The sequence below is a fragment of the Rhodococcus sp. 14-2470-1a genome, assembly GCF_002259425.1.
Classification (GTDB): domain Bacteria; phylum Actinomycetota; class Actinomycetes; order Mycobacteriales; family Mycobacteriaceae; genus Rhodococcoides; species Rhodococcoides fascians_E.
This window is the reverse complement of record NZ_NPFZ01000034.1, coordinates 194,583-220,679: the sequence shown is the minus strand read 5'-3', so window position 1 is coordinate 220,679 and position 26,097 is coordinate 194,583. Positions and strand designations below refer to the sequence as shown.

The window sequence follows — 26,097 nt, the reverse complement described above, 5'->3', positions numbered from 1 at the left end:
CTATCGCGTACTTCCTCTGACTTGCGTGGTCGTCCACCCACGACACACCACCTACTCCCTGATCAGGAGCGGTGGCGCATCCACCGGTTGAGCCCGCCCAGACTGACCGAACGGCACTTTCGCTCCGAAAATGGGGGGGACGGCACGTTCGGTTCTAGGTGTCCGGCGATTGCTGGTCGTCGGGGATGACCGGAACGGCGAGGGCGGGGAATACCGAGGACACGGCGAACGCCAGGGGGAAGCTGATGGCCGCGAGTGCGCCGAATGCGGGCGGAACCATGGACGCGGCGATGAATTGTCCGGTGTTCTGAGCGCCGAGAGCGCGTCCGCTCCAGTACGGGCCGGAGACTTCGGCGACTGCCGTGAACGCCAGGCCGTTCGGCGCGACGGTGACGACCGACGCGATCACCATCACCGCGATTGACACCGGGGAGTCGAACCAGTCGGTGACCGCCAGGACCACCATGGTCACCGTCGTGGACACGGCGACCCACCGGAGCGGTCGCATGCGGCTCCCGAGTGTGTCCGACAGTGCGCCGACGCCGATGCGTCCGAAGGCGCCGAGAATCTGCGTCAGGGTGACGAGGATGCCCGCGGATGCGGCGGACCACCCTCGGTCCGACATCAACCACACCAGAGCGTAGGTCCACACGACGTACTGAGGGACGACGAGTAGAACCGACGTCGAGTGGATGCGCCACAGTTGGCTGCTGGTGCGGTACGGGTTGGCCAGCAGACCTGCTCGTTCCGCGGCTGCGCGGTCGGGCCGCGGTGGGTCGATGATGCCTACGCAGGCGATTGCCGTGACGGCGCAGATGATCGCGGGTACGAGGAGAGCAGCACCGACGCCGTGATCGCGTGCGATCGGTGGGATGAGCAGTGCACCGATGGCGACGCCCAGTGGAACGGACATCTGCCGGATTCCCATTGCCAGTCCGCGCCGTGCCGGCGGGAACCAACCGACGACGACGCGCCCCGAGGCGCTGTTGGCGCTCGCGGCAGCCATTCCACCCAGGAGCAGGCACAGACCGAGAACGACTACCGACGTCGTGAACACGGCGGCGAAGCTGGCCGCCGCGGTGAGGGCAAGCCCGATGGCGAGCACCAGCTTTTCGCCGATCCTGTCCACGAGAACACCCCAGGCGATGAGTGTCAGCATGATTCCGACCGTCGGCATGGCCACGACGAGTCCGGCTGCGGCGAGGCTCAACCCGCGATCTTCGTGGAGCGACGGGATGAGAAATGCTGCGCCGTTGATGAATACAGCACCGGAGGTCTGAGCGAGCATTCCAAGTGCGAGCATGACCCATTTGCGGGCACCGGCGGTGTGTGTCGTGTCTTCGGTAGTCGTCATTCGCGTAGCCGTCTCACTGTGGTAAATCCCATCATGTGGAATTTTTGTCTTGCATCGTGAACTCGAAAGACGATGCTACACCTGCTGTCCGGTCGGGATCGGACGGGCGTGCCGAGGGCTCGAAGGTGGGTCGATAGACTTTCGACATGCGTCTCGGTCGAATTGCAAGTCCTGATGGTGTGGCATTCGTGAGTATCGAAGGGGAAGGTGACCAGCAGACGGCGAAGGAAATCGCCGAACATCCTTTCGGCACACCGACCTTCACCGGTCGTTCGTGGCCCCTGGCCGATGTTCGTCTCCTGGCGCCGATTCTGGCGAGCAAGGTCATCGCCATCGGCAAGAACTACGCTGCCCACGCAGCCGAGATGGGTGGCCAGGCTCCGGAGTCTCCGGTCATCTTCATCAAGCCCAACACCTCCATCGTCGGGCCCGGCGCGCCGATCGTCCTGCCTCCGACATCCGACGAGGTGCACTACGAGGGCGAGCTCGCGGTGGTCATCGGTCGGCCGTGCAAGGACGTGCCGGCGGCGAAGGCTCTCGATGTGGTGCTCGGATACACCGTCGCGAACGACGTGTCGGCGCGCGATCACCAGCGCCAGGACGGTCAGTGGACGAGGGCCAAGGGCCACGACACGTTCTGCCCGCTCGGCCCGTGGATCGAGACGTCGCTCGACGCGTCGGACGTGGAGATCAAGACCGAGGTCGACGGCGAGGTGAAACAGCGCAGCCGGACGTCGCTGCTGCTGCACGACATTCCGAAGATCATCGAATGGGTCTCGGCAGTCATGACGTTGTTGCCGGGTGACGTGATCCTCACCGGCACTCCGGAGGGCGTCGGGCCGATCACGGCCGGCCAGTCCGTGTCGATCACGGTCGAGGGCATCGGAACTCTGACCAACCCCGTCGCAGCGAAGAACTAGAGAACCACACCACCGATCGAACGTGAGCGAGAACATGACCTCCACCGAAGTACGCGTCCGATTCTGCCCGTCGCCGACGGGCACGCCCCACGTCGGCCTGATTCGAACCGCGCTGTTCAACTGGGCGTACGCACGTCATCACGGTGGGAAGTTCGTCTTCCGGATCGAAGACACCGACGCGGCCCGCGATTCCGAGGAGTCCTACGCGGCAATCCTCGACGCACTGCGCTGGCTCGGTCTGAGCTGGGACGAGGGCCCCGAGGTGGGCGGTCCGTACGAGCCGTACCGTCAGTCGCAGCGCAGGGATCTGCATCTCGGCGTCGTGCAACAGTTGCTCGACGCCGGCGAGGCGTACGAGAGCTTCTCCACGCCCGAGGAAGTCGAGGCGCGGCACAAGGCGGCGGGCCGGGATCCGAAGCTGGGGTACGACAACTTCGACCGAGACCTCACCGCGGAGCAGAAGCAGGCTTTTCTCGACGAGGGGCGTAAACCTGTTGTGCGGCTTCGGATGCCGAGTCACGACCTGTCCTGGGTGGACCTCGTGCGCGGGGAAACCACCTTCAAGGCCGGTACCGTGCCTGACTTCGCGCTCACGCGCGGAAACGGAATCCCTTTGTACACCTTGGTCAATCCGGTCGACGACGCGTCGATGAAGATCACCCACGTGTTGCGCGGCGAGGATCTGCTGTCCTCGACGCCGCGTCAGCTGGCGTTGTACGAGGCGTTGGTCCGCATCGGGGTAGCGGAGAAGGCGCCCGAGTTCGGTCACCTACCGTTCGTGATGGGGCAGGGCAACAAGAAACTGTCCAAGCGCGATCCCGAGTCGAACCTGTTCATTCATCGCGACCGCGGATTCCTGCCCGAGGGCCTGCTCAACTACCTCGCCCTGCTCGGTTGGGGCATCTCCGACGACCACGACGTGTTCTCGCTGGACGAGATGGTGGCCGCGTTCGACATCTCGAAGGTCAATTCCAACCCGGCCCGATTCGACCAGAAGAAGGCCGACGCGATCAACGCCGAGCACATTCGGCTGTTGGAGCCTGCCGATTTCGCGGCGCGGCTCCGCGCGTTCCTCACCGAGCAGGGGCACCTGCCCGCCGAGATCGACGAGGCGCAGTTCGCCGTCGCGGCGGACCTCGTGCAGACCCGAATCGTCGTGTTGTCGGATGCGTGGGGATTGCTGAAGTTCCTCTACGTTGCCGACGCCGATTTCGACATCGACCCCGCGGCTGCCGCGAAGAACCTCGCCGCCGACGCCGGTCCGGTGCTCGATGCGACGATCGCAGCGTTGACGGCCCTGCCGGAATGGCGGACGGCCGACCTCGAGGAGTCGCTGAAATCTGCCCTCATCGACGGTCTGGAGCTGAAACCGCGCAAGGCGTTCGCTCCGGTGCGCGTCGCGCTGACCGGCTCGCACATCAGCCCTCCGCTGTACGAGTCGATGGAACTGCTCGGGCGCGAGAAAACTCTGGCCAGGCTCGCTGCAGCGCGGGCAACGGTCGGTTGACCGACATGCTCCGGTGAGCGTCACCGCGCGGATGGACCGGATGCAACGCAGACATCCGGTCCTGGGTTTCCCGCTTGCCGTTATCTACAAGTTCGTCGACGATCAGGGCGGCTACCTCGCTGCGTTGATCGCGTACTACGCGTTCGTGTCGCTGTTTCCGCTGTTGCTGCTCGCGTCGACGATTCTGGGAATCGTGCTGGCGGGCAATCCGGAGTTGCAGCAGCAGATCCTCGACTCCGCTCTCAGCCAGATTCCGATCATCGGACAGGACGTCGGTGAACCAGAACGGATCGGTGGCGGAACACTCGGCTTGGTGGTGGGTGTGCTCGGCTCGCTCTACGGCGGACTGGGGGTGGCCGTCGCGGTTCAGAACGCCATGAACACGGCCTGGGCCGTGCCGAAGAACCTTCGTCCCGATCCGATCTTCGCTCGAGTGCGTGGTCTGGCGCTACTGAGTACCGTCGGCGTTGCCGTACTGGCGATCACGGCAGTCAACGTCGCCAGTTCGGCAGGATACTTCGGCCGAATCAGCGGCGTCGTCGTGCTCGGGGCCGTGCTGGTGCTCAATGTCGGGGTGTTCGTCGTCGCATTCCGTCTGGCCACGGCGCGCTCGTTGTCACTGACCGACGTGCTGCCCGGTGCGATCGTCGCCGGGGTGATCTGGCAGCTGCTGCAGACGTTCGGCGGCGTCTACATCAAGTACGTCGTGTCGCGGGCGTCGGTCACCAACGGTGTGTTCGCAGTTGTCCTGGGTGTGCTCGCGTTCATGTACATCGCGGCGGTTCTCGTCGTCATCGCCGTCGAGATCAACGTGGTCAGAGTCGACAAGCTCTACCCCCGTGCACTTCTCACACCGTTCACCGACGACGTCCAGCTGACCGAGGGGGACAGGTTGACCTACACCGGGCAGGCAGAGGCGCAGCGAAGCAAGGGGTTCGAGGAGATCGAGGTGACGTTCGACGGCCCCCGGGGCAACGATCACGCGGGTGACGAGAAGTCCGGCTCCGCGTAGCATTCCCGGGCGGCGAGATCGAGAGGGAATCGAACCGACGTGTCTCCGAACAGAAGTCTGGTTGCCGTGTCCGAGGCCGCCACGACGTGATCCGTCGCGCGCTCGGGGTGCCGTGTGTGCACGACCACCTCGTCGTGTTGGAAGAACACCAATTCGCCCGACCCTGGGTCGTCCGCCAACCGACGGCGCAGATCGGCCAGCAGACACAGGGCCCACTCCGACGCGGTGGCCTGCACGACGAAATTGCGCGTGAATCGTCCTCGCGCGTGTGCGTCACCGTGGGTGTACCACTCCGGGGTCGGGGGAGGGCACGCGCGTCCGAGGTGCGAGTGCACGATTTCCCCGCGCTCACCCGCCCGGGCGGCGCGTTCCACGTACTCCACCGCGACGGGGAACCGCCTGCGCAGCATGGCGAGCAGCGACCGGGCTTCGCCGGCTGTCGCCCCGTACAGGACTCCGAGAACGGCTACCTTGGCCTTGGCGCGATCCCCGGCGAAAGCCGCAGCGGCGACCGGCGCGTACAGATCGTCCGCTCCCGCTGCGTCCATCATGTTCGGGTCTCCGGACAGCGCCGCGAGAATCCGGGGCTCCAATTGCCCGGCGTCGGCGATGACGAGCACGTGTCCAGGGTCGGCAACGACGCTACCGCGCAGCGGCTTGGGAATCTGGAGCGCTCCGCCGCCCCGGCTCGCCCAGCGCCCGGACACGACGCCACCCGGTACGTAGACCGGACGAAACCGGTTGTCGCGCACCCAGGTGTCCGCCCACGACCATCCGTTGGTGCTGAACAGTTTGGCCAGGTCTCGATGTCGCAGCAGGAGAGCAACCGCGGGATGGTCGACGGTCCGGAGCACATGGGCGCGCGTCGAGGTCACCTCGACACCTGCTCGCGCGAACGCGGCGAGGACCTCGGGCGGCGAGTTCGGGTTCACGCGTCGGCCGAACGCGTCGCTGATCTCGTCCTCCAGCGCGAGCATCTCGGCAGGTCTGTCGCCGTCGGCCGGCCGTGGACCGAGTGCTTGGCGGAGGTGGGCCTCGTGCATCGAGCTCGAGAACGGCAGTCCGGTGTAGGACATCTCGGCCGCGGCGAGTGCGCCCGCGGATTCGGCGGCCGTCAGCAGGCGTAGCTGACGTGAGTCTCCGATTCGAGATTCGTGGTCTCGATACCAGGCGACGACGGAATCGACGGTGGGATAACGGTATGCGTCGAACAGGGTCGACTCGTCGTCCGATACTGCGGCCTGGGGAACGTAGAGCTCGCCCTGCCGCATTCGAAGCAGCGCCTCGGTGAGAGACAGATCGTGACACCGGTCGACGCGAACCCCTGCCCGCAGCAGCGTGGGATAGGTGCGGGCCGTGTTCTCCCAGACCCATCGCGGATGTCGGTCGGTCTCGAGCCGAGCGATGGTGTCGACTGCGTCGACGAGTTCGGTGGGAGGTCCCGCCGGTGTCCCGTCGTCGGCGAGTTCGACGAGCACGGTCGAATTGCCCGTCGGGGCGACGACGACCCTCACCGGCTGTGGTTCGTTGTTCTCATCGAGTGAAAGTCTGCGCCAGCCGCCGGTCGGCGGCTCCATCGGGGTTGTCCGACGGGTTCACCCGGCGCTTGCGGACCGTTTGACCTGGCGATTTGGAGAAACACCGGTGTCCTTTGATAGTCTCTATCCCGGCTCGAAACGCGGTGCACACAGCAGCTGATGTGGATCACGGTGAAGGTCATTGGGGTATGGTGTAATTGGCAACACAGCGGTTTCTGGTACCGCCATTCTAGGTTCGAGTCCTGGTACCCCAGCAAGCGTTCGGAAGCGATTTGGTCGCCGAGCGCCTTCCGGTTAAGCTTGTCGAGCTTCTTCGGAAGAGCAAGAATATTTACCAGAAGTACAGTGCAAGTTCCTGGCCCCGTCGTCTAGCGGCCTAGGACGCCGCCCTCTCAAGGCGGTAGCGCGGGTTCGAATCCCGTCGGGGCTACGTAGAAAATGGGCTCCCATCGTTCGCGATGGGAGCCCATTTTCGTTTTCGGTCGATCTACACGCTCTTACGTCGGAACATCTTCTGATGATCGGCGGGTCCGTGAGCGTTGTTCACCTTGGACGTGCCGTCCTTGTGGTCGACGGACTGCGTCGCACGGTGGTTCTTCTTGTCGAGCGCTTCGCGGAATTTCTTCTTCAGATCGTCGTTGGTCGGTTCGGTCATGATCGCTCCTCACACAGGGTGAAGGCAACGTACCGCACCCGACGCTCGCGTTTCACTCGATTTTCGACAGGAACTCCGCCGTCGTACCACCCGGAGGCATCGCCGGGAGGCCGAGCTTGCGGTGGTCCCACGACCTGGTCCTGTCGGCGACCACCCGGACCGCGATGCGTTTGTTCATCATCTGGTCGACGAGGGGGCGGACCTCGTCGCTGTACGGGCCGGTGTAGCGCTCCCACACGCTGATTCCGACCTTGGCGATCGCGTCGGCGTCGTCGACGATCTCCGCCCGTCCCTCGATGGAGACTCCGCGCAACGCGTCGTAGGTCAAGCCGTCCTCGATCAGTACGGTGACCCGCGCATCTCGCCGTAGGTTGACGGCCTTCTGCGATTTCGCTTTGGTCTCGAACCATATGTCGCCGTCGACGAGGGCGTACCACATCGCGACGAGGTGAGGCGTTCCGTCGCGGCCGATGGTCGCAAGGTTCGCGATTCGGCTTCTGTCCAGAAATGTCGCGATCTCGTCGTCGGTCATCGTTATCTGTGCGCGCTGGTTGATTCCCACGCCGTCTTCTCTATCAGAGTCGGTGCCGCGCCCGCGGTGCTTCCGGGCAGGCGCGCGCTCAGAGTCTCTTGTGCAAGGCTTCGGCAGCGGCCAGGAGGTCGGCGGCCCACCGCACACCGGGGCGGCGTCCGATTCTGTCGATCGGTCCCGAGACCGACACTGCTGCAACGACATTGCCCATCGCATCGCGAACGGGTGCGGCCACGCTGGCCACGCCGGGCTCGCGTTCCCCGGCGCTCTGGGCCCACCCGCGTCGCCGAACCTCGGCGAGGACTCGTTCACCGAACTCGGCGTCGGGAAGGATTGCTCGTTGGGTGTTCGTATCGGCCCACGCCAGTAGGACTTTGGCGCCCGAGCCGGCCGTCATCGGAAGACGCGCACCGACGAGGACGGTGTCTCGAAGCCCGGTCGGGGGTTCCATCGACGCGACGCATACGCGAACCGTGCCCTCGCAGCGAAAGATCTGGACGCTTTCTCCGGTGATCTCGCGGAGCCGGGGCAGGACCGAGGCCGCGGCCTCGACCAGGGTGTCCGACGCGGTCGATGCGAGTTCGGCGAGGCCTGGGCCCGGCCGCCACAGTCCGTTGGAATCGCGCGCCAGCAACCGATGGATCTCGAGGCCGACAGCCAGACGGTGCGCTGTCGCTCTCGGAAGGCCGGTGCGGGTGCACAGATCGTTCAACGTGCACGGCTCCTCCGCGACTGCGTACAAGACACCCATTGCTTTGTCGAGAACGCCGATGCCGCTATGCTGTCCCATAGGTCGATACTAGCGTCTCGCATCATGAGATCACGATTCTGGGTCGCCTCGCGGATCCGTCCGTCGGGGATTCGGGTCGCCGCGCTACGTCTCGGCACCGTACACGCGACGTGGGCCAGCCCGTAGTCCACCGGCGCGACGCACACGAGGAATGGTTGGTGTTCTTATGGCCGGCACAGCACGCACCCTGGCGGAAAAGGTGTGGGATCAGCACGTAGTGGTTCGGGGCGGAGGCGAGGGTGCCTCGCGCGAGCCCGATCTGATCTTCATCGATCTCCACCTGATCCACGAAGTCACCAGCCCTCAGGCATTCGACGGTCTGCGGTTGGCCGACCGTCCACTGCGTCGGCCCGATCTGACGATCGCCACCGAGGACCACAATGTCCCCACGGCGGACATCTTCGCTCCGATCGCGGACGTCGTGTCGCGCACTCAGGTGGACACGCTGCGGCGGAACTGCGAGGAGTTCGGTGTTCGCCTGTACCCCATGGGCGACCTGGATCAGGGCATCGTCCACATCATCGGCCCCCAGTTGGGATTGACGCAGCCGGGAATGACGGTGGTGTGCGGAGACAGTCACACTTCCACGCACGGTGCGTTCGGATCCATCGCGATGGGAATCGGCACCAGCGAGGTCGAACACGTGATGGCGACGCAGACGCTGTCGCTTCGTCCGTTCAAGACGATGGCCATCACGGTCGACGGTGACCTGGCGCCCGGAGTGACGAGCAAGGACCTCATCCTCGCGGTCATCGCAAAGATCGGAACCGGTGGCGGCCAGGGGTACGTGCTCGAGTACCGCGGCGAAGCCATCAGGAAGTTGTCGATGGAGGCTCGAATGACCATCTGCAACATGTCGATCGAGGCGGGGGCGCGCGCCGGAATGATCGCCCCCGACGAGATCACCTACGAGTACATCAAGGGACGCCCCCATGCGCCGCAGGGCGAGGACTGGGATGCCGCGGTTGCAGCATGGGAGGAGCTGAAGACCGACCCCGACGCCGTGTTCGACAACGAAGTGCACATCGACGCCTCGACGCTCACGCCGTTCGTCACGTGGGGAACCAACCCCGGTCAGGGTGCCCCTCTCGGCGAGCGGGTGCCCGATCCCGCCGACATCGTCGACGAGAGCGAGAAGGTCGCTGCCGAGAAAGCCTTGCAGTACATGGGACTCGACGCGGGTACGCCGTTGCGTGAGGTAGCGGTGGATACGGTGTTCGTCGGCTCGTGCACCAACGGGCGTATCGAGGACCTGCGCGCCGTGGCCGAGGTTCTGGAAGGCCGGAAGGTCGCCGACAGTGTTCGGATGCTGATCGTCCCCGGGTCGATGCGCGTTCGTGCGCAGGCCGAGAAAGAGGGACTGGGCGACATTTTCACGGCAGCGGGAGCGGAGTGGCGTCAGGCCGGGTGCTCGATGTGTCTGGGAATGAACCCGGATCAGCTTGCTGTGGGGGAGCGGTCGGCATCGACCTCGAACCGAAACTTCGAAGGCCGTCAGGGCAAGGGAAGCCGGACGCACCTCGTCTCACCGTTGGTGGCCGCTGCCACCGCGGTGCGCGGAACTCTGTCGTCGCCCGCCGATCTCGTGGACGCGCCCAGCAGCCCCTAGCTCCGGAGCCTGAACCGGCGTCGCCCGATCAAGTCTTTCCGAAACCTGTACTTCTTAGGAGATTTTTCGATGGAACCCTTCACCCGCCACAAAGGAATCGGCGTCCCGCTGCGTCGCTCGAACGTGGACACGGATCAGATCATTCCTGCCGTGTACCTGAAACGTGTGACTCGCACCGGGTTCGAGGACGGTCTGTTCTCGGCATGGCGCAACGATCCGGACTTCGTGCTCAACGTCGCCCCGTACGACAAGGGCTCGGTTCTCGTTGCCGGACCCGACTTCGGAACGGGGTCGTCCCGCGAGCACGCGGTGTGGGCGCTATCGGACTTCGGTTTTCGGGTCGTGATCGCGTCTCGGTTCGCCGATATCTTCCGCGGCAACGCGGGCAAGGCCGGTCTGCTCGCCGCCGAAGTCGACCAAAGTGACGTCGAATTGATCTGGAAAGCGCTCGAAGAGCAGCCGGGATTGGAAATTCTCGTCGACCTGGAATCGAAGACGGTGACCGCTGGAACCTTGGTGGTGCGCTTCGCCATTGACGACTACACGAGATGGCGTCTGCTCGAGGGTCTCGACGACATCGGATTGACATTACGCCAGGTAGAGGCCATTGCCGAGTATGAAAAGTCAAGGCCTTCATGGAAACCGACAACCCTCCCGGCGCGCATCGAGGAGCCGTCCGAGGGGTAGCGAAAACGGCCTTCGACACGCATTGAGCCCGTGAATCTTTCCGCCACGCCGGATGAGAATTGGCGTGGCTCATAGACTCTTGACGCCTTGGGGTTTACCGTTGTAGTAGTCGGTCCGACGATGGGCCACAATATTGCGGAGGAAATCCATGAACAAGGCAGAGCTGATTGACGCCCTGACCGAGAAGTTGGGGTCTGACAGGAGGAGCGCCACAGAGGCTGTCGAGAACATCGTCGACACCATCGTGCGCGCGGTTCACCGTGGCGAGAGCGTGACCATCACCGGATTCGGTGTGTTCGAACAGCGGCGTCGCGCAGCCCGCGTGGCTCGTAACCCGCGTACCGGCGAGACCGTCCGCGTGAAGCCGACGAACGTCCCGGCATTCCGCCCGGGTGCTCAGTTCAAGGCAGTCATCGCCGGTGGACAGAAGCTCCCCGCCACCGGACCTGCCGTCAAGCGCGGCTCGGCGTCCGCGCCCGCCAAGAAGACTGCGGCAGCAAAGAAGACCGCAGCCAAGAAGGCGGCCGTCAAGACCACCGCTCGTAAGACGACCGCCGCCGCCAAGAAGGCTGCTCCGGCCAAGACGACTGCGCGCAAGGCAGCAGCTCCCGCCAAGAAGGCAGCTCCGGCGAAGACGACTGCTCGCAAGACCGCTGCTGCGGCCAAGAAGGCTCCGGCCAAGACCGCAGCGAAGAAGACCACCACTGCGGCAGCAGCCAAGAAGGCTCCGGCCAAGACTGCAGCGAAGAAGACCACCGCTGCAGCAGCCAAGAAGGCTCCGGCCAAGACTGCAGCAAAGAAGACCGCGGCCAAGAAGGCTCCGGCAAAGCGCACCGCACGCAAGTAATCTCGCACAGCAGAGATCTCGCACAGCAGTACTCTCGCGGATCGGTGAGGGCCCCGGACGTACGACACGTCCGGGGCCCTCGTCGTGCACTCTGTCGACCGTCGGCGAACATCAACCGTCGGCGAACATCAACTGTCGGCGAACATCAACCGTCCGCGGGAATGACCGGCAGCGGACTCGCAAGGTGATCCGCGGCGATCATCGTGCCGTCGTGGAACGACAGAACCCACACACTGCCCTTGCGATTACGATTGGGCGGTAGTGCGACACCGTCCCTGTCCGCCCACCACTGCAGCAGATCCGGGATGACTTTCCCTTGGCTGCAGATGGTGCGGACGCCACCGAGAGCGGAGATGGCGACCGCGCGGCGACGAGCATCGTGCAACTCGGCCCAGTAGCCCTCCTCGGACAGCAGCGGTTCGAGGGTTATCTGCTCTCCCTTCTCGTCCGCCGAGGCTTGAATCGTCGATACACAGCGCCGACGATTCGCCGCGTGGAACTTGTCAGCCCCGAACGCGGACAACAACGGCACGAGCGCCGCAGCCTGTGTCTCTCCGACGGCATCGAGCGGGCGAAGTGCATCGTCTCCTCGATATCGTGATCGTCGACCGGCCTTGGCATGACGAACCAGCAGCACGGTGTCGGTGTCCGCCGGCTGCTTGAGGAAACGACGAAGGACCTTGTGATCCATCGGATACGACAACTGGTCCGCCGCGTCGGACGGGGTGACCCAGCGAAGTTCGTCGACCTCGGAGTTCGGTTCGAACTCGCCTCCAATGGCCTCGGCCGCCCAGTAGTCCACCTTCTTCAACTTGCGGTGACCGGGAATCGGGTAGGTGACCTTCGAGAGGTAGCGACCGAGGCGTACGTCGAATCCGGTCTCCTCCGCCACTTCTCGCACCGCCGCGCCGACCGTCGTCTCACCCGGGTCGAGCTTGCCCTTGGGGAACGACCAGTCGTCGTACTTGGGACGGTGGACCAGTGCGACGGAGATCTCGCCGGCGCGGTTGGGTGTGTGACGCCACAGAATCGCGCCCGCAGCGAAGATGTTGGCGCGCAACGAGTTGTCGGAACCCGACATCAGGAGCCTTGATTCCGCCGGCGTCGCATGGATTCCACCTGGTGCTCGCGGACGGTCTCGCCCTGTGCCGGTGACGCTGCCCATCCGCCGTCGGGGCGGAGGATCCAGCATCGTGTGGTCGGGTCGAGAGCGGATTCGAAGATCTCGTTCAGCTGAGCGGTGAGGCGTGGATCCTTCACCTGAGCCATCACTTCCACCCGTCGATCGAGATTGCGGTGCATCATGTCCGCACTGCCGATCCAGAATTCGTCGGAACCCCGGAAATGCAGGACACGCGAGTGTTCGAGGAATCGACCGAGAATGGAACGGACCTCGATGTTCTCGCTGAGCCCCGGTACTCCCGGCTTCAACGCGCAGATCCCTCGGACGACGACGTGCACGGGGACACCGGCTGCCGATGCTCGATACAACGCGTCGATCACCTGCTCGTCGACCAAGGCGTTGGCCTTCAGCCTGATTCCGGAGTCACGTCCGTTGCGGTGGTGCTCCACCTCCGCTTCGATTCGCTCGATGATTCCACGGCGAACCCCGTACGGTGCGACGAGAAGGTTGCGGTAACTGGTCTTCCGCGAGTAGCCGGTCAACGAATTGAACAGATCCGTCAGGTCGGCGCCGATCTCCGGGGAAGAGGTCAACAAGCCGACGTCCTCGTAGATCCGGGCAGTCTTCGGATTGTAATTTCCGGTTCCGATGTGGCAGTAGCGACGAATGACCGAGCCTTCGCGCCGCACCACGAGGCACGTCTTGCAGTGTGTCTTCAGGCCGACGAGACCGTAGACGACATGGACGCCCGCTTTCTCGAGCTTGCGTGCCCATTCGATGTTCGCCTGCTCGTCGAATCGGGCCTTGATCTCCACCAGCGCGACGACCTGCTTGCCCGCACCCGCGGCGTCGACCAGAGCGTTGACGATCGGTGAATCACCGGACGTGCGATACAGAGTCTGCTTGATCGCCAGGACCTGAGGGTCGGCCGCGGCCTGCTCGATGAAGCGCTGAACGCTCGTGGAGAACGAATCGTACGGGTGATGCACCAGCACGTCGCCGTCGCGCAGCGTGGAGAACACGCTCTTCGGAGTCTCGCGCTCGCCGAAGGCGGGGTGCGTCGCCGGAACGAACGGTGCGTCCTTCAGGTTGGGCCGATCCACGCCGTACACCTGCCACAGGCAGGACAGGTCGAGCAGGCCCGGCACCTGAATCACGTCGCCGGGGTCGACGTCGAGTTCACGCAGCAGAAGTTCGAGCATGTGCTCGGTCATGTCGTCGGCGATCTCGAGGCGCACCGGTGAGCCGAACCGACGACGAGCCAGCTCGCGTTCCAATGCTTGGAGCAGATCCTCGTCGCGATCTTCCTCGACCTCGAAATCCGCGTTGCGCGTGATGCGGAACGCGTGACTCTCCACCACGTCCATGCCCGGGAAGAGAACGTCGAGGTGAGCGGAGATGACCTCTTCCATGGACAGGAAGGCGTCCACGCTCTGGCCGCCGTCACCGCGTCGGACGCGAACGAAGCGGTCCACGTTGTCGGGGACCTTGACGCGCGCGAAGTGTTCACCCGACGTTGCGTAATCCTTCACCGTGACAGCCAGATTGAGGCTGAGCCCGCTGATGTAGGGGAACGGGTGCGCCGGGTCGACGGCCAGCGGTGTGAGGACGGGGAAGACCTGCTCGTGGAAGTATGTGGACAGGCGTTCACGCTCGTCCGCGTCGAGGTCGGACCAGCGGATGATCTCGATCCCCACCGATGTGAGCTCCGGCAGGATCGAATCGAGAAGGACACGCGCGTGTCGGCGCGCCAACTCCTGAGTGCGTTCGCCGATGAGAGCCAGTTGCTCGCGAGGAGTGAGGCCGTCGGCGGAACGGACGGACAAGCCCGTCTCGTCGCGACGCTTGAGCCCCGCAACACGAACCATGTAGAACTCGTCCAGATTCGATGCGAAGATCGCCAGGAACTTCGCGCGTTCCAGCAACGGGAGCGACGAATCCTCGGCGAGAGCGAGAACACGCGAATTGAAGTCCAGCCAACTCAATTCGCGGTTCAGGTAACGGTTCTCGGGAAGCGAATCCTTGGCGTTCGGGGCATGCGGCTCGGTGGCTGCGGGCAACGCCGCCGGGCTGCCCGAGGGCGAGGTCGCCGGCGGTGGAACCACCGGGCGCTCCTCGGTACCGGATGGTTGCCCTGACGGGGAGGCTGCGTCGGTCTCGGTTTCGCTGTTGCTCACGGCTCGATCATCCCCTATTGCGGTGTCGGGTGAAACTCGGATCGGCGAATCTCGTGGAAGGAACGAGCGGCCGACGAATCTAGTTCCAGCCGAGCGAACGCAGTACCTCACCGGTCGCAGGACCGACACCGAGTCGGTGCGCGGCCCGGACGTCGTCGATCGTGTCGACATCGAGTCGAAGCCCCGGCCACACCCCGGTCAGATCGAAAGCACCCGATTCCAGATGTCGCTTCGCGGACGCCGGGCCGAAGAGCGGACTGAAATCGGTCGCGGCACCGTCGACGATCAACGCGGCGGTTCCCGTGCCGTGGTGGTCGCTGACCACCGACCGGGAATGACCCGAGGACATCATGTACGCCTCGGCGAGTTCGGACGTGCGCAAGGCAGGCAGATCGGCCTGCAGCGCGATGATGTCGTCCTTCCCCTCCTGACGCACCAGGGAAGCGGCTGCCTCGAACGCGGAGTTGAGTCGTGCCACCGAATCGAGCGGATCCTGATCGCACGGTTCACCGACGACCCGTGCGCCGAGACTCCGGGCGGCGTCGGCGATGGATGGATCGGGAGTGACCACGGTGACGGCAGCGACCTGATCGACTGCCCGGGCTGCGACGACGGTGTCTCGAAACATCGCAACGACCAGACGGGCGCGGTCGGCGTCGGCGAATGCATCGGCCAAGCGGGTCTTGGCTGCGGCCAGATCCTTGACTGCAATCACCACGTGCGCGCTACTCATGACCTCGATCCTGCCAGCGTCACCGGCAGCGAGGCCGTTCGACCTCTCCGGCGCGATCGAACTACGCGGGCAACGACCGGACGTTAGTGTGAGGCGGCGGCGCGCGCGGGCCGCACGAGTGTGATCGAGACGTTCCGAAACGGATCAAGAAGGTGGCCAGCGATGACGAGAGCAGCGGTACTCGGTTCAGGGTCTTGGGGGACCGCATACGCGAAGGTGCTGGCGGACGCCGGAACCGACGTGACGATGTGGGCGAGGCGGTCCGAACTCGCGGACACGATCGCGTCCGAACACGTCAACTCCGACTACCTCCCCGACATCAGGCTTCCCGAGAACATCACTGCCACCAGTGATCCCGCGCGTGCACTCGACGGCGCCGACATCGTCGTTCTCGCAGTTCCGTCGCAGTCGTTGCGCGCCAATCTCCAGGACTGGACGGACGCGATACCCGCGCAGGCCACGTTGCTCTCGTTGGCCAAGGGGATCGAGACCGGCACTCTCCTGCGGATGAGCCAGGTCATCGCTCAGGTCACGGGAGCGGATCCGAGCCGTATCGCATCGCTGTCCGGGCCGAACCTCGCGCGCCCCATCGCGGAGGGTCAACCCGCGGCAACCGTCATCGCATGCTCCGATTCGCGCCGCGCCCTCGAAGTTCAGAAGGCATGTGCCACAGGTTATTTCCGCCCTTACACCAATACCGACGTGATCGGATGCGAAATCGGTGGGGCATGCAAGAACGTCATCGCACTCGCCTGTGGCATGGCCAGCGGAGTCGGGTACGGCGAGAACACGCTCGCGTCGATCATGACGAGGGGCCTTGCGGAGATCATCAGACTCGGAACCGCGCTGGGCGCGAAACCCGCAACCCTCGCCGGGCTCGCGGGCGTCGGCGATCTCGTCGCGACGTGCTCGTCGACTCTGTCGCGGAACCGCACCTTCGGTGAGCGGCTCGGTGCGGGCGGGTCGATGGAGAGTGCTCAGGAGGCGGCACACGGTCAGGTAGCCGAGGGCGTGAAATCGTGTACGTCGGTGCGCGCCCTCGCCGAGAGCTACGACGTCGAGATGCCGCTGACCGATGCCGTTCACCGCGTCTGCCATGCGGGACTGTCCGTTCCCGACGCCGTCGGTCATCTGCTCGGACGTCGTATCAAGCCCGAATAGCGCGCAAAGCATGTGAGGGTCCACGCACTGAAATGCGCGGACGGTACGGTGGATGACCGTGAGTCAAACGCGTACCAGAGTCGCCGTGGTGTTCGGCGGACGAAGCAACGAGCACGCGGTGTCCTGCGTCTCCGCAGGAAGTGTCCTCCGGCACATCGATCGGGAGCGCTACGACGTGGTGCCCGTCGGGATCACGTCGGAGGGCGCCTGGGTTCTCGGTCCGTCCGACCTCGAAGAACTGGCCATTCACGGCCGGGTTCTGCCGAGCGTGGACCGGAATTCCCGCGCGCTCGCTCTGTCGACGGACCCGTCGCGCGCGGGCGACCTGCTCTCCCTCGACGCCGACGACGCCGGAGCCGTGCTGTCGTCGGTCGACGTGGTGTTCCCACTTCTCCACGGCGCCTACGGCGAGGACGGCACCATCCAGGGCCTCCTCGAACTCGCCGGAGTTCCCTACGTCGGCCCGGGCGTGCTCGCGAGTGCGGCCGGGATGGACAAGGAATTCACCAAGAAACTACTGGCGGCCGACGGATTGCCCGTCGGACGGCAGATCGTGCTGCGGCGCGGCGACGACACCGCGACTCCCGAGCAGCGCGACTACATCGGGTTGCCTGCGTTCGTGAAGCCCGCCCGCGGAGGCTCGTCGATCGGCATCACGCGGATCACCTCTTGGGATCAACTCGCCGACGCGATCGCTCACGCCCGCTCCCACGACCCGAAGGTGATCGTGGAAGGCGCCATCACCGGTCGCGAGGTCGAATGTGGAGTTCTCGAATTCCCCGACGGCACTGTGCGCGCGAGTGTGGTCGCCGAGATCCGGTTGCCGGACGCACCGGCCGACGATCACTCGTTCTACGACTTCGACAGCAAATACCTCGACGATGTGTGCGAATTCGACGTCCCCGCAGTGCTTTCCGAGGAGACGAGTAACGAGATCCGCCGGATCGCCGTGGATTCGTTCCGTGCGCTCGACTGCCAAGGACTCGCGCGCGTCGACCTCTTCGTCACCGACGACGGACCGGTCATCAACGAGATCAACACCATGCCCGGATTCACGTCGATATCGATGTTCCCCAAGATGTGGGGCGCCACCGGGCTGGACTACACGGCGTTGATCGACACCCTCATCGAGACCGCGCAGGCCCGAGGAACGGGCCTGCGCTGACGATCGAGATCCGACGCGTCACTCGAGGGGCGCCGGGTCCAGCGGCGTTTGGGGCAAGGCCGAGGAAATCGCGTCCGACGCGTCCTGGAGCGGCGTCGGTCCGGAGCCGCCGGGAACCGTCAGCGCCACGTACACCGGACGGTCGACGGTGTACCAGGTGCTCGCATCGAGACCGGAGTCCGCGCCGGAGACCTCGAACCACTGCACCCCGTTGATCACCTGCAACGACGACGCGACGTCGAACCCGAGCGGGCGGGGGAGTCCGCAGCGCAACACGATCGGCTCGGACACGTCATCGTCCGGTGCCCATGCCCTGGCGCCGACCGGTGCCGGATCGACCAGCTCGGCGCGGGCGTAATCGCCCAGCGAATCGGGGAGAGCATCGAGCACCGCGGTGCAGTCGGCGCTCTCGGCGGACGGGGCGTCGACCGGCCCCAATGCTTCCGGCGGACGAGTCGACGAGCCGGAGACGGTCACGGCCGCGACTATCACGCCGATCAGCAGCGCGACCGGTAGCGCGACGGCGGTCGCGATCACGGCCGGGTGGCGTCGCTGCTCGGGCGTATCGGTGTCCGTGGAAGCGGGTTCGATCGAATTCGGTTCGCTGGTCATCGTTTCGAGTGTGACTTCCTGGCGGTGCCCGCGCTCAGGCGGGGGTGTCCGCGATCTGGCAGGTCAGCGTCCGCGTGATCGCGTCGGCCTTCTGGATCTCGCCGACGACGACTGCGAGTGTGCTGTCGTTCTCGGCTGCGACACGGACCACGACGTCGTACGGGCCGAGAACGGCCTCCGCGGACTCGACCCCGCGGACGTCGCGAAGCGCAGCCGCCACAAGAGCCGAACGTCCCACTTCGGTCTGTACCAGGATGAAGGCGTGCACCATGGTCGGCCCTTTCCTTTCGTCCCCGCCGCACCCGAAGGTAAGGTCGGTTGAATCACATTGCGTGCTGTCCGGCCGGGGCATGTCGTCCTGTTCTGGACGCTCACCGGTCGGTAAGAAGGTACCGCAGTGTCGAACCGTGCTCCGCGCAGACGGAAAAGAGGAAGACGATCGGATCCCGTACCGAACCCGGCGCTCCCGGTTCGACTGTTGCCGACGTCGGCGAATTCGGCGTCATCGACCGCATCACCTCCGGGTGGACGCAGTCCTCATACACCGTCCTCGGACCGGGCGACGATGCCGCTATCGTCACCGCGAGCGACGGCCGAGTCGTCGCGGCGACGGACATGTTGGTCGAGGGCAGGCACTTTCGGCTCGACTGGTCCTCGCCGGAGCACGTCGGACGTAAGGCCATCGCCCAGAATGCTGCCGACATCGCAGCGATGGGCGCACGATGCACAGGCTTTCTCGTTGCCCTCGGATGCCCGTCCGACACCGATGTGGCTGTGTTGGACGGCCTCTACCGTGGCTTGTGGGGCGAGGCGCAGCGCGCGGGTGCATCGATCATCGGTGGCGATCTCGTGCGAACGAACGATGTGGTGATATCCATCACGGCGCTCGGAGATCTGGAAGGTCGGTCGGCTGTGCTGCGGTCCGGCGCATCCGTCGGCGACGTCGTCGCCGTCGTCGGCGATCTCGGTCGGTCGGCAGCCGGACTGGACGTGATCCGCGCCGGGATATCGGGGCACGACGGTCTCGTGTCGTCACACCGGGTGCCGAGTCCCGACTACGAGCAGGGTCGGACGGCCGCACTCGCCGGCGCCACGTCGCTCACCGACATCTCCGACGGACTCGTCGCGGACCTCGGGCATGTCGCCGTGGCGTCGTCGGTCACCATGGATCTGGATGCGCACGCGTTCGACATCGGCGCCGATCTTCGTTCCGCCGCACAAGAACTGGGAGCGTCGGCATTGGCGTGGGTGCTCGGCGGCGGTGAGGATCACGCGTTCGCGGCCACGTTCTCCGACGCCGCTACCGTGCCGGCGGGCTGGACGGTGATCGGCCGCGTCGGTGCAGCACGGTCCGACGGCTCGGCCACTCAGCGCGTCACCGTCGACGGGGTACCGTTCGCCGGCACCGCCGGGTGGTCGAGCTTCGGTGCCTGACCCCCGTCGACGGAGGACACAGCGGGACACACGAGAACAGGAGATGTCGATGACAGCACGGCCACTCGAGGACCTCGTCGACCCCGGATGGGCCGCAGCGCTCGATCCGGTGCGGGACGACATCGCCCGCATGGGACAGTGGCTCCGAGACGAAATGGACGCCGGCCGCTCGTACTTGCCGTCCGGTGAGAACGTTCTACGGGCCTTCACTCGACCCTTCGACCACGTTCGAGTGTTGATCGTCGGCCAGGATCCGTACCCGACGCCCGGACATGCCGTCGGGCTCAGCTTCTCGGTGGCGCCGGATGTTCGGCCGGTACCGCGAAGTCTCGCCAACATCTTCAAGGAGTACTCGGAAGATCTGGGTCTGCCGACTCCCACCAGTGGTGATCTGTCCCCCTGGGCAGATCAGGGAGTGTTGTTGCTCAACCGTGTGCTCACGGTCGAGCCGGGTGCCGCGGCGTCGCATCGCCGCAAGGGCTGGGAACCTGTGACGGAGCAGGCAATACGAGCGCTGGTGGAACGGGAGGAGAAGAAGGACTCGGCCGGACTGGTCGCAGTCCTGTGGGGCCGAGATGCGGCTACGTTGAAGCCGATGCTCGGCCGCACACCCGTCGTCGAATCGGTGCATCCGTCTCCGCTGTCCGCTTCCCGCGGTTTCTTCGGCTCCAAGCCGTTCAGCCGAGTGAACGACATACTCGACGCAGCCGGACACGAGCCGATCGACTGGGCGCTGCCGTGACGGTGCTCTGCCTCAGCTGAAGTCGGGGCGGCGCTTCTCCACGAACGCGTCCACTCCTTCTCGTCCCGTCGGTCCGTCGGCAGCAGCCGAGATCGATGCGGCTTCGGCTTCCAGTTGCTCTGCGAGAGTGTTGGTTTCCGAGTTCTGAAGCAATGCCTTGGTTCCGCGGAACGCCTGGGTAGGCCCGGCCGCGAGGGTTCGTGCAAGACGTTCGGCTTCGCTTCCGATGATGTCGTCACCCACGAGCCTGCTGAGGATGCCGAGGCGAACTGCCTCCTCTCCGTTCAGGATCGAATCGTTCAGCAGAATGTCGCGTGCTCGTGCCGGGCCGACGATGCGAGGAAGTGTCCACGTCAGTCCGCCGTCGGGAGTGAACCCGATGCCGGGGTAGGCGGGACGAAGTTTGGTGGCGCGGCCGCCGATGGCCACGTCGGCGTGACACACCAGACTCATACCCGCGCCTGCTGCCCAGCCTTGGACTCCGGCCACGACTGGCACGGTGGCAGCGGCGAGCTCGAGCACGAAGCGGTGGAACGCGTCGGCGACGGTGCGCACGTACGCGCCGCGTTCGGGCGCGGAAGCGAATGCACGGACGTTTCCACCCGCGCAGAAATTCTTCCCGGAGCCGACGAGAAGGACGCTTCCCGCAGCAAGCTCACCGGAGTTGAGAGCATGCAGTGCGTCCGCACCGGCAACCATGGCGTTGCCGTCCAGCGAGGTACCTGCAGCGTCTGTCGCCACGGTGATGTGCAGTACACCGTCGAGTAGTTCCACGTGGCCGGTACTTTCGGTTTCGATCACGCTTCGCACTGTAACGCGGCCGTGCTCGTCCACATACATCGCGGTGGGTGGATCCGCACTTGTTGGTCCACGTCCTCTCGGTGCACGTTCTCGGCGCAAGTTCTCACCGCACGAGAAAGCCCCCACCACCGATTTCGGTGGCGGGGGCTCTCTCGTTGCTCGGGGGCTGAAATCAGCCGCGAACCACCTTGCCGGCCTTCAGGCACGAGGTGCAGACGTTCATACGCTTCGAGTTACCGGGGGCAACCTGGGCGTGAACGGTCTGGATGTTCGGGTTCCAACGACGGTTGGTCCGTCGGTGCGAGTGCGAGACCGACTTACCGAAGCCGGGCCCTTTGGCGCATACGTCGCAGACGGCAGCCATAGTCGCGAACTCCTTGATAGATGATTGATCGTTAACAGTGGGACGTACGCCCGACGAACCTCGACGTGCAGGAACACGCCGCTCCTCATCGGGCAACCCTGCAAGAATAGCGGCGCGGTGCAGATTAACCAAACCGCCAGCCCACCGTCGGTGCCTGACCGGCACTCGCGGGTAGTTCGAGTCTACTGTTGCTCGGGACGAAGCAGGCGAAATCGGGGGAGCGGCGCAGATGGGTGAGCAGTCCGGCGGCCGGATTCGTCGACCGCACACCGAGCTCACCGTCGACCTGATCAAGCAGTGGGCCTATCGGTGCGTCGACGGACTGAGCGATCGATGTGACGAGATGAACGAACTCAACGTCTTCCCGATCCCCGATTCGGACACCGGGACCAACCTGGTCTTCACCGTCCGCTCGGCCGTCGAGTGCATGCGCACCGTCGGAGCCGACGCCACGCTGTCCGAGGCGGCCGCGGCTCTCGCCCGCGGAGCCGTGTCCGGGGCGCGCGGAAACTCCGGTGTCATCGTGTCCCAGGTGCTGAGGGCGGTCGCCGAGCAGTGCGCCGCAGGTGCCCTCGACGGCGCAGGAGTGCAGGCTGCGTTGGCCCGTGCGGGAGACCTGGTTCTCGAAGCGGTGAGCGTTCCGATGGAAGGCACCATCGTGACCGTCCTCGCGGCTGCGTCGACGGCAGCGCAGTCCCGCCCGCCCGGCGACTTGGAGGCGGTCGCGTCGAGCGCATCGGAGGCCGCGGCGTCGGCTCTGGAGGCAACCCGCACCCAACTGCCTGCCCTGGACGTCGCCGGAGTCGTCGACGCGGGTGCACTCGGTCTCGTCGTGATGCTCGACGCGCTGGCGTCGATCGTGACCGGCACCGAGGTGACGCGTCGGCGATACCACCGAACCGAGCTCGGAACCGTGCGACCTGCTGTCGACGCCACGGTCGTCCCCGTACATCGCCTCGCACGGCCCGCCCTGGGTTTCGAAGTGCTCTATTCCATCCGCGGTATGGACGATCACGATGTGCCGAGATTGCGCACCGCCCTCGGCGAACTCGGCGATTCGGTCGTGGTCGCAGGCGACGGCGCGGGATCGTGGACCGCGCACGTGCACACGGCGAATGCAGGCCTCGCAGTCGAGGCAGGACTGCAGTTCGGGCAACTGCAGAACGTTCGAATCGAGGTACTCGACGCAGGGGGTTCCCACGCCGACAGCCACGGAACCGACGGTGACCACCCGGGAGGCGTCCGCGGACGCGACATTCTCGCGGTCGTCGCAGGCGACGGAGCGGAAGAGTTGTACAGCGTCGAAGGAGCCGCGGTACTGCGCTGCGACACCGCCGAGGTGGGTCCGGCGGAACTGTGTGCCGCAATCGTCGGAGCCCCGCACACCGAGGTGCTGGTTCTGCCGAACGGCGCGTTGTCCGCCCAGGAACTGGTGTCGGTGTCCATCGCATCCCGCACGGCAGGGAAGGAGGTCCTGATGCTGCCGTCGTCGTCGATGGTGCAGGGGTTGGCCGCGCTCGCCGTGCACAATCCAGCCCGCGCGGCCGTCGACGATGCCTACGCGATGTCCGAGGCTGCAGCGGGCACTCGGTGGGCTTCGCTCAGGATTGCCGAAGAACGGTCTCTGACCTGGGTGGGGACGTGCGAGCCCGGTGACGGCCTCGGTCTGGTCGGACACGACGTCGTCGTGATCGGCGCAGATGTGATCTCTGCCGGACGAGTACTGCTGGACCAACTTCTGTCGGTGGGAGGTGAGATGGTGACGATGCTGCGCGGTGCGCCCGGCACCGGCGACGAAGAACACGACGTCGTGGATGTGCTCGCTCGCCATGTCGCGGATCGGCACCCCGGGGTCGAGGTGATGCTCTACACGGGAGGGCAACCCGGCGACGTGGTCCAGTTGGGCGTGGAGTGAACGAGAGAGGGTCGGGTAGGTAACGACGATGGTGGACATGGCAGATCGCCTCGACGCGGTCCTCGGCACGAAGGTCGCCGAACCTTTCGCCCAGCACTTCGACCTGCACACCGTCGAAGATCTGCTGAGGTACTACCCGATCCGGTACATGACCCAGGGCGCCGAGCTCACCGAGAAAGAGCCGCCCGAGGGTGAGCACATCACCATCGTCGCGACCATCACCTCCGCGGTTCTGAAGGACATGAAAGCGAGAAAAGGCCAATTCCTCGCGGTGTCCTTGGCCGCCGAAGGGCAGGTCATCGACGCGACGTTCTTCAGCCCGCACAAGCTGAAGCACGTGCTGCTGCCCGGCAAAAAAGGCATGTTCTCGGGAAAGGTCAAGTATTTCGGCCGCAAGTGGAACCTCACGCACCCCGGTTACGTGATCCTCGGCGGCGACGACGAGGACGGAGCCGTCGTTCCCTCCGGTCGCATCGTCGGCGGCGGCGCGCTGGCAGGCGTGGCGCGGGGCGCCGTCGACGACTCCGGCAGTGTCGACATGACGATCTTCGAGCGCAGTTTCGTACCGCTGTACGCGGCATCCAAGGACGTCGAGAGTTGGACGTTCATGCGGGGCGTCCGGTGGGTTCTCGACAGACTTGCCCCGGTCGAGGACCCGGTTCCCGACGTCGTGCTGGCCGAGCGAGGTCTGGTCTCCCTGGACACCGCGCTCCGTTGGATTCACTTTCCGGATTCGGTCGAAGAGAAGAAGCACGCCAGGGATCGCCTCAAGTTCGACGAAGCACTGGCGGTGCAATTGGTACTCGCCGCCAGGCGGCGCGACGTGTCGACCCGGACCGCCCCGGTATGTGTCGCACGCGAGGACGGGATCGCAGCCGAGTTCGAGCGTCGGCTGCCCTTCACCCTCACCGAGGGTCAACGCAAGGTCGCCGGCGAGATCTCCGCCGACCTGTCCGGTGGGCACCCCATGTCGCGGCTGCTGCAAGGTGAAGTCGGCTCGGGAAAGACGATCGTCGCGCTGCGGGCGATGTTGCAGGTGGTCGACGCAGGCCATCAGTGCGCACTGCTGGCTCCGACCGAAGTTCTCGCGTCTCAGCACGCGCGCTCGATCAACTCGATGCTCGGCACCCTCGCGGGCGCCGGTGAACTGGGTGCGGACGACCTCGCCACCCGGGTCACGTTGCTGACCGGGTCGATGGGAACGGCGGCGAAGAAGAAGGCGCTGCTCGACGTCGTGACCGGTGACGCGGGCATCGTCATCGGAACCCACGCCTTGATCCAGGACCGGGTGTCGTTCATGGATCTCGGCATGGTCGTCGTCGACGAGCAGCACCGCTTCGGCGTCGAGCAACGCGACGCGCTGCGCGGTAAGGCGAAGGACGGCATCAGTCCGCATCTGCTCGTCATGACGGCGACGCCGATTCCGCGCACCATCGCGCTCGCGTCCCTCGGCGACCTGGAGACCTCGATCCTCGACGAATTGCCGCGCGGACGTTCCCCCATCGTCAGCAGTGTCGTCTCCTCCGCAGAGAAACCTGCGTGGGTCGATCGGGCATGGCAACGCATCGGTGAGGAGGTCGCCCAGGGCAGGCAGGCCTACGTCGTGTGCTCGCGAATCGGCGACGACGAGGAAAAGCAGATGGAGAAGAGACGGACCAGGAGCGCGATGACGGACGGTCCGAACCTCCCGGAGACCAAATCGGCGCTTCAGATGTACGAGCTGCTGAGCACCGGGCCCCTGGCCGATCTCCGAGTAGGTCTTCTGCACGGGCGTATGCACCCGGATGACAAGGACGCAGCCATGTCCGCGTTCAATGCGGGCGAGATCGACGTTCTCGTGTGCACCACGGTCGTCGAAGTCGGCGTCGACGTCCCCAACGCGACGGTCATGGTCATCGAGGACGCGGACCGTTTCGGGATCAGCCAGTTGCATCAGCTCCGCGGCCGAATCGGGCGTGGCGGCCACCAAGGTCTGTGCATCATGATCAGCCAGCTCAGTCCGCACGGGCAGTCCTTCTCCCGTCTTCAATCCGTGGCCTCGACCAACGACGGATTCGAACTGGCCAATCTCGACCTCGCGACTCGTAAGGAAGGCGACGTCCTGGGTGCGGCACAGTCCGGAACCGTCAGCAGCATGCGTTTGCTGTCGCTGATCGAGGACGAGGACGTCATCGACGACGCGCACTCCTGCGCGCGCACCATCTTCGACGGCGATCCCGACCTGGAACGCCATCCCGGGATCGCGTCGATGATGAAGTCCGCGTGGCGATCGGACCGAGCGGAGTATCTCGACAAATCCTGAAACGGAGCCGGATCGGAGGGGTACGAGCTCCGGCATCTTCGGGACTGCACCGTTTCAGATGCTGCAGTTGGGCTTTTCATCCCACATTCCGAGACGGGTTGCCCATCGGCGGTGATC

The 26,097-nt window shown here is 65.3% G+C and carries 24 protein-coding genes and 2 tRNA genes; 14 read left to right on the top strand and 12 right to left on the bottom strand.

The annotated features are described in order from the left end of the window. Positions 1–154: 154 nt before the first annotated feature. Positions 155–1,354 carry an MFS transporter gene (locus CH292_RS24935; RefSeq protein ID WP_019664308.1) on the bottom strand — a complete coding sequence of 400 codons (1,200 nt, stop codon included), beginning with the start codon at positions 1,352–1,354 and terminating at the stop codon, positions 155–157. Positions 1,355–1,500: 146 nt separating this feature from the next. On the opposite strand from CH292_RS24935, the gene CH292_RS24930 reads away from it, so the two are divergent. From CH292_RS24930 to CH292_RS24920, 3 genes are read left to right on the top strand one after another with little or no spacing between them, the layout of a single operon-like run. Continuing rightward, positions 1,501–2,274 (top strand): fumarylacetoacetate hydrolase family protein, encoded by a 774-nt coding sequence (locus CH292_RS24930; protein ID WP_026347653.1) that lies wholly within the window; start codon positions 1,501–1,503, stop codon positions 2,272–2,274. Positions 2,275–2,308: 34 nt separating this feature from the next. Then, positions 2,309–3,781 carry a glutamate--tRNA ligase gene (gene gltX / locus CH292_RS24925; RefSeq protein ID WP_037159847.1) on the top strand — a complete coding sequence of 491 codons (1,473 nt, stop codon included), beginning with the start codon at positions 2,309–2,311 and terminating at the stop codon, positions 3,779–3,781. Positions 3,782–3,812: 31 nt separating this feature from the next. Beyond that, positions 3,813–4,793 (top strand): YihY/virulence factor BrkB family protein, encoded by a 981-nt coding sequence (locus CH292_RS24920; protein ID WP_019664305.1) that lies wholly within the window; start codon positions 3,813–3,815, stop codon positions 4,791–4,793. Here the strand turns inward: CH292_RS24920 and CH292_RS24915 are convergent. Further along, positions 4,760–6,307: a bifunctional 3'-5' exonuclease/DNA polymerase gene (locus CH292_RS24915; protein WP_179278077.1), complete on the bottom strand. Its 1,548-nt coding sequence runs from the start codon at positions 6,305–6,307 to the stop codon at positions 4,760–4,762. The two genes, CH292_RS24920 and CH292_RS24915, sit on opposite strands and share 34 nt — an antisense overlap. A gap of 206 nt (positions 6,308–6,513) precedes the next feature. Between CH292_RS24915 and CH292_RS24910 the strand changes: the two genes are divergently transcribed. Continuing rightward, positions 6,514–6,585, top strand: a tRNA-Gln gene (locus tag CH292_RS24910). A 103-nt stretch (positions 6,586–6,688) separates the two neighbouring features. Continuing rightward, positions 6,689–6,761, top strand: a tRNA-Glu gene (locus CH292_RS24905). 57 nt (positions 6,762–6,818) lie between these two features. On the opposite strand, the gene CH292_RS29025 is transcribed toward CH292_RS24905, so the two are convergent. Genes CH292_RS29025 through CH292_RS24895 form a run of 3 tightly spaced genes read right to left on the bottom strand, consistent with a single transcriptional unit; the run spans position 6,819 to position 8,308 of the window. Beyond that, positions 6,819–6,986: a DUF5302 domain-containing protein gene (locus CH292_RS29025; protein ID WP_020110335.1), complete on the bottom strand. Its 168-nt coding sequence runs from the start codon at positions 6,984–6,986 to the stop codon at positions 6,819–6,821. A gap of 52 nt (positions 6,987–7,038) precedes the next feature. Beyond that, a complete protein-coding gene (locus CH292_RS24900; protein WP_037142615.1) occupies positions 7,039–7,548 on the bottom strand; it encodes a pyridoxamine 5'-phosphate oxidase family protein in 510 nt (169 codons plus the stop codon). Positions 7,549–7,606: 58 nt separating this feature from the next. Continuing rightward, complete coding sequence (locus CH292_RS24895) at positions 7,607–8,308, bottom strand: IclR family transcriptional regulator (protein WP_037142614.1); 702 nt, start codon at positions 8,306–8,308, stop codon at positions 7,607–7,609. Between the two features lie 166 nt (positions 8,309–8,474). On the opposite strand from CH292_RS24895, the gene leuC reads away from it, so the two are divergent. From leuC to CH292_RS24880, 3 genes are all read left to right on the top strand, one after another. After that, complete coding sequence (leuC, locus tag CH292_RS24890; RefSeq protein ID WP_019664300.1) at positions 8,475–9,917, top strand: 3-isopropylmalate dehydratase large subunit; 1,443 nt, start codon at positions 8,475–8,477, stop codon at positions 9,915–9,917. A 69-nt stretch (positions 9,918–9,986) separates the two neighbouring features. After that, positions 9,987–10,604 (top strand): 3-isopropylmalate dehydratase small subunit, encoded by a 618-nt coding sequence (gene leuD / locus CH292_RS24885; protein ID WP_019664299.1) that lies wholly within the window; start codon positions 9,987–9,989, stop codon positions 10,602–10,604. Between the two features lie 148 nt (positions 10,605–10,752). Continuing rightward, positions 10,753–11,451 (top strand): HU family DNA-binding protein, encoded by a 699-nt coding sequence (locus tag CH292_RS24880; RefSeq protein WP_094655945.1) that lies wholly within the window; start codon positions 10,753–10,755, stop codon positions 11,449–11,451. A gap of 145 nt (positions 11,452–11,596) precedes the next feature. Here the strand turns inward: CH292_RS24880 and CH292_RS24875 are convergent, their stop codons facing one another. From CH292_RS24875 to cofC, 3 genes are all read right to left on the bottom strand, one after another. Then, the gene (locus CH292_RS24875; protein ID WP_094655944.1) at positions 11,597–12,532 is read right to left on the bottom strand and encodes an NUDIX hydrolase; all 936 of its coding nucleotides are present in this window, start codon (positions 12,530–12,532) and stop codon (positions 11,597–11,599) included. Further along, positions 12,532–14,679, bottom strand: coding sequence for an RNA degradosome polyphosphate kinase (locus tag CH292_RS24870; protein ID WP_371828049.1), 2,148 nt, complete (start codon positions 14,677–14,679; stop codon positions 12,532–12,534). Before CH292_RS24870 ends, CH292_RS24875 begins: the two co-directional genes overlap by 1 nt. Before the next feature lie 151 nt (positions 14,680–14,830). Next, the gene (gene cofC / locus CH292_RS24865) at positions 14,831–15,484 is read right to left on the bottom strand and encodes a 2-phospho-L-lactate guanylyltransferase (RefSeq protein ID WP_306436863.1); all 654 of its coding nucleotides are present in this window, start codon (positions 15,482–15,484) and stop codon (positions 14,831–14,833) included. 162 nt (positions 15,485–15,646) lie between these two features. Between cofC and CH292_RS24860 the strand changes: the two genes are divergently transcribed. Both CH292_RS24860 and CH292_RS24855 read left to right on the top strand, forming a co-directional pair. Further along, positions 15,647–16,645 (top strand): NAD(P)H-dependent glycerol-3-phosphate dehydrogenase, encoded by a 999-nt coding sequence (locus CH292_RS24860; RefSeq protein WP_019664292.1) that lies wholly within the window; start codon positions 15,647–15,649, stop codon positions 16,643–16,645. 58 nt (positions 16,646–16,703) lie between these two features. Further along, entirely contained in the window at positions 16,704–17,810 is a 1,107-nt protein-coding gene (locus CH292_RS24855; protein ID WP_026347648.1) for a D-alanine--D-alanine ligase family protein, read from the top strand. A gap of 18 nt (positions 17,811–17,828) precedes the next feature. Here the strand turns inward: CH292_RS24855 and CH292_RS24850 are convergent, their stop codons facing one another. Beyond that, complete coding sequence (locus CH292_RS24850; RefSeq protein WP_019664290.1) at positions 17,829–18,422, bottom strand: DUF3515 domain-containing protein; 594 nt, start codon at positions 18,420–18,422, stop codon at positions 17,829–17,831. A 34-nt stretch (positions 18,423–18,456) separates the two neighbouring features. Further along, entirely contained in the window at positions 18,457–18,693 is a 237-nt protein-coding gene (locus CH292_RS24845) for an Lrp/AsnC ligand binding domain-containing protein (protein WP_020110330.1), read from the bottom strand. A 47-nt stretch (positions 18,694–18,740) separates the two neighbouring features. Between CH292_RS24845 and CH292_RS24840 the strand changes: the two genes are divergently transcribed. After that, positions 18,741–19,856 carry a thiamine-phosphate kinase gene (locus CH292_RS24840; RefSeq protein WP_033189935.1) on the top strand — a complete coding sequence of 372 codons (1,116 nt, stop codon included), beginning with the start codon at positions 18,741–18,743 and terminating at the stop codon, positions 19,854–19,856. Positions 19,857–19,905: 49 nt separating this feature from the next. Next, positions 19,906–20,598, top strand: coding sequence for a uracil-DNA glycosylase (locus CH292_RS24835; RefSeq protein ID WP_026347647.1), 693 nt, complete (start codon positions 19,906–19,908; stop codon positions 20,596–20,598). 12 nt (positions 20,599–20,610) lie between these two features. Here the strand turns inward: CH292_RS24835 and CH292_RS24830 are convergent, their stop codons facing one another. Both CH292_RS24830 and rpmB read right to left on the bottom strand, forming a co-directional pair. Then, entirely contained in the window at positions 20,611–21,399 is a 789-nt protein-coding gene (locus CH292_RS24830; RefSeq protein ID WP_371828047.1) for an enoyl-CoA hydratase-related protein, read from the bottom strand. Between the two features lie 172 nt (positions 21,400–21,571). After that, positions 21,572–21,763, bottom strand: coding sequence for a 50S ribosomal protein L28 (rpmB, locus tag CH292_RS24825; protein ID WP_008717389.1), 192 nt, complete (start codon positions 21,761–21,763; stop codon positions 21,572–21,574). 229 nt (positions 21,764–21,992) lie between these two features. On the opposite strand from rpmB, the gene CH292_RS24820 reads away from it, so the two are divergent. Further along, complete coding sequence (locus CH292_RS24820; protein ID WP_033189933.1) at positions 21,993–23,678, top strand: DAK2 domain-containing protein; 1,686 nt, start codon at positions 21,993–21,995, stop codon at positions 23,676–23,678. A 28-nt stretch (positions 23,679–23,706) separates the two neighbouring features. After that, on the top strand, positions 23,707–25,980 hold the full coding sequence (recG, locus tag CH292_RS24815; RefSeq protein ID WP_037159793.1) for an ATP-dependent DNA helicase RecG: 2,274 nt from the start codon (positions 23,707–23,709) through the stop codon (positions 25,978–25,980). The last annotated feature ends 117 nt before the right edge of the window (positions 25,981–26,097 follow it).

Excerpts from the sequence above, each read along its gene's own strand:
- CH292_RS24935 (WP_019664308.1), bottom strand. The coding sequence starts at position 1,354 with ATGACGACTACCGAAGACACGACACACACCGCCGGTGCCCGCAAATGG.
- CH292_RS24930 (WP_026347653.1), top strand. The coding sequence starts at position 1,501 with ATGCGTCTCGGTCGAATTGCAAGTCCTGATGGTGTGGCATTCGTGAGT.
- gltX (WP_037159847.1), top strand. The coding sequence starts at position 2,309 with ATGACCTCCACCGAAGTACGCGTCCGATTCTGCCCGTCGCCGACGGGC.
- CH292_RS24920 (WP_019664305.1), top strand. The coding sequence starts at position 3,813 with ATGGACCGGATGCAACGCAGACATCCGGTCCTGGGTTTCCCGCTTGCC.
- CH292_RS29025 (WP_020110335.1), bottom strand. The coding sequence starts at position 6,986 with ATGACCGAACCGACCAACGACGATCTGAAGAAGAAATTCCGCGAAGCG.
- CH292_RS24895 (WP_037142614.1), bottom strand. The coding sequence starts at position 8,308 with ATGGGACAGCATAGCGGCATCGGCGTTCTCGACAAAGCAATGGGTGTC.
- leuC (WP_019664300.1), top strand. The coding sequence starts at position 8,475 with ATGGCCGGCACAGCACGCACCCTGGCGGAAAAGGTGTGGGATCAGCAC.
- leuD (WP_019664299.1), top strand. The coding sequence starts at position 9,987 with ATGGAACCCTTCACCCGCCACAAAGGAATCGGCGTCCCGCTGCGTCGC.
- CH292_RS24880 (WP_094655945.1), top strand. The coding sequence starts at position 10,753 with ATGAACAAGGCAGAGCTGATTGACGCCCTGACCGAGAAGTTGGGGTCT.
- CH292_RS24875 (WP_094655944.1), bottom strand. The coding sequence starts at position 12,532 with ATGTCGGGTTCCGACAACTCGTTGCGCGCCAACATCTTCGCTGCGGGC.
- cofC (WP_306436863.1), bottom strand. The coding sequence starts at position 15,484 with ATGAGTAGCGCGCACGTGGTGATTGCAGTCAAGGATCTGGCCGCAGCC.
- CH292_RS24860 (WP_019664292.1), top strand. The coding sequence starts at position 15,647 with ATGACGAGAGCAGCGGTACTCGGTTCAGGGTCTTGGGGGACCGCATAC.
- CH292_RS24850 (WP_019664290.1), bottom strand. The coding sequence starts at position 18,422 with ATGACCAGCGAACCGAATTCGATCGAACCCGCTTCCACGGACACCGAT.
- CH292_RS24845 (WP_020110330.1), bottom strand. The coding sequence starts at position 18,693 with ATGGTGCACGCCTTCATCCTGGTACAGACCGAAGTGGGACGTTCGGCT.
- CH292_RS24835 (WP_026347647.1), top strand. The coding sequence starts at position 19,906 with ATGACAGCACGGCCACTCGAGGACCTCGTCGACCCCGGATGGGCCGCA.
- rpmB (WP_008717389.1), bottom strand. The coding sequence starts at position 21,763 with ATGGCTGCCGTCTGCGACGTATGCGCCAAAGGGCCCGGCTTCGGTAAG.
- CH292_RS24820 (WP_033189933.1), top strand. The coding sequence starts at position 21,993 with ATGGGTGAGCAGTCCGGCGGCCGGATTCGTCGACCGCACACCGAGCTC.
- recG (WP_037159793.1), top strand. The coding sequence starts at position 23,707 with ATGGTGGACATGGCAGATCGCCTCGACGCGGTCCTCGGCACGAAGGTC.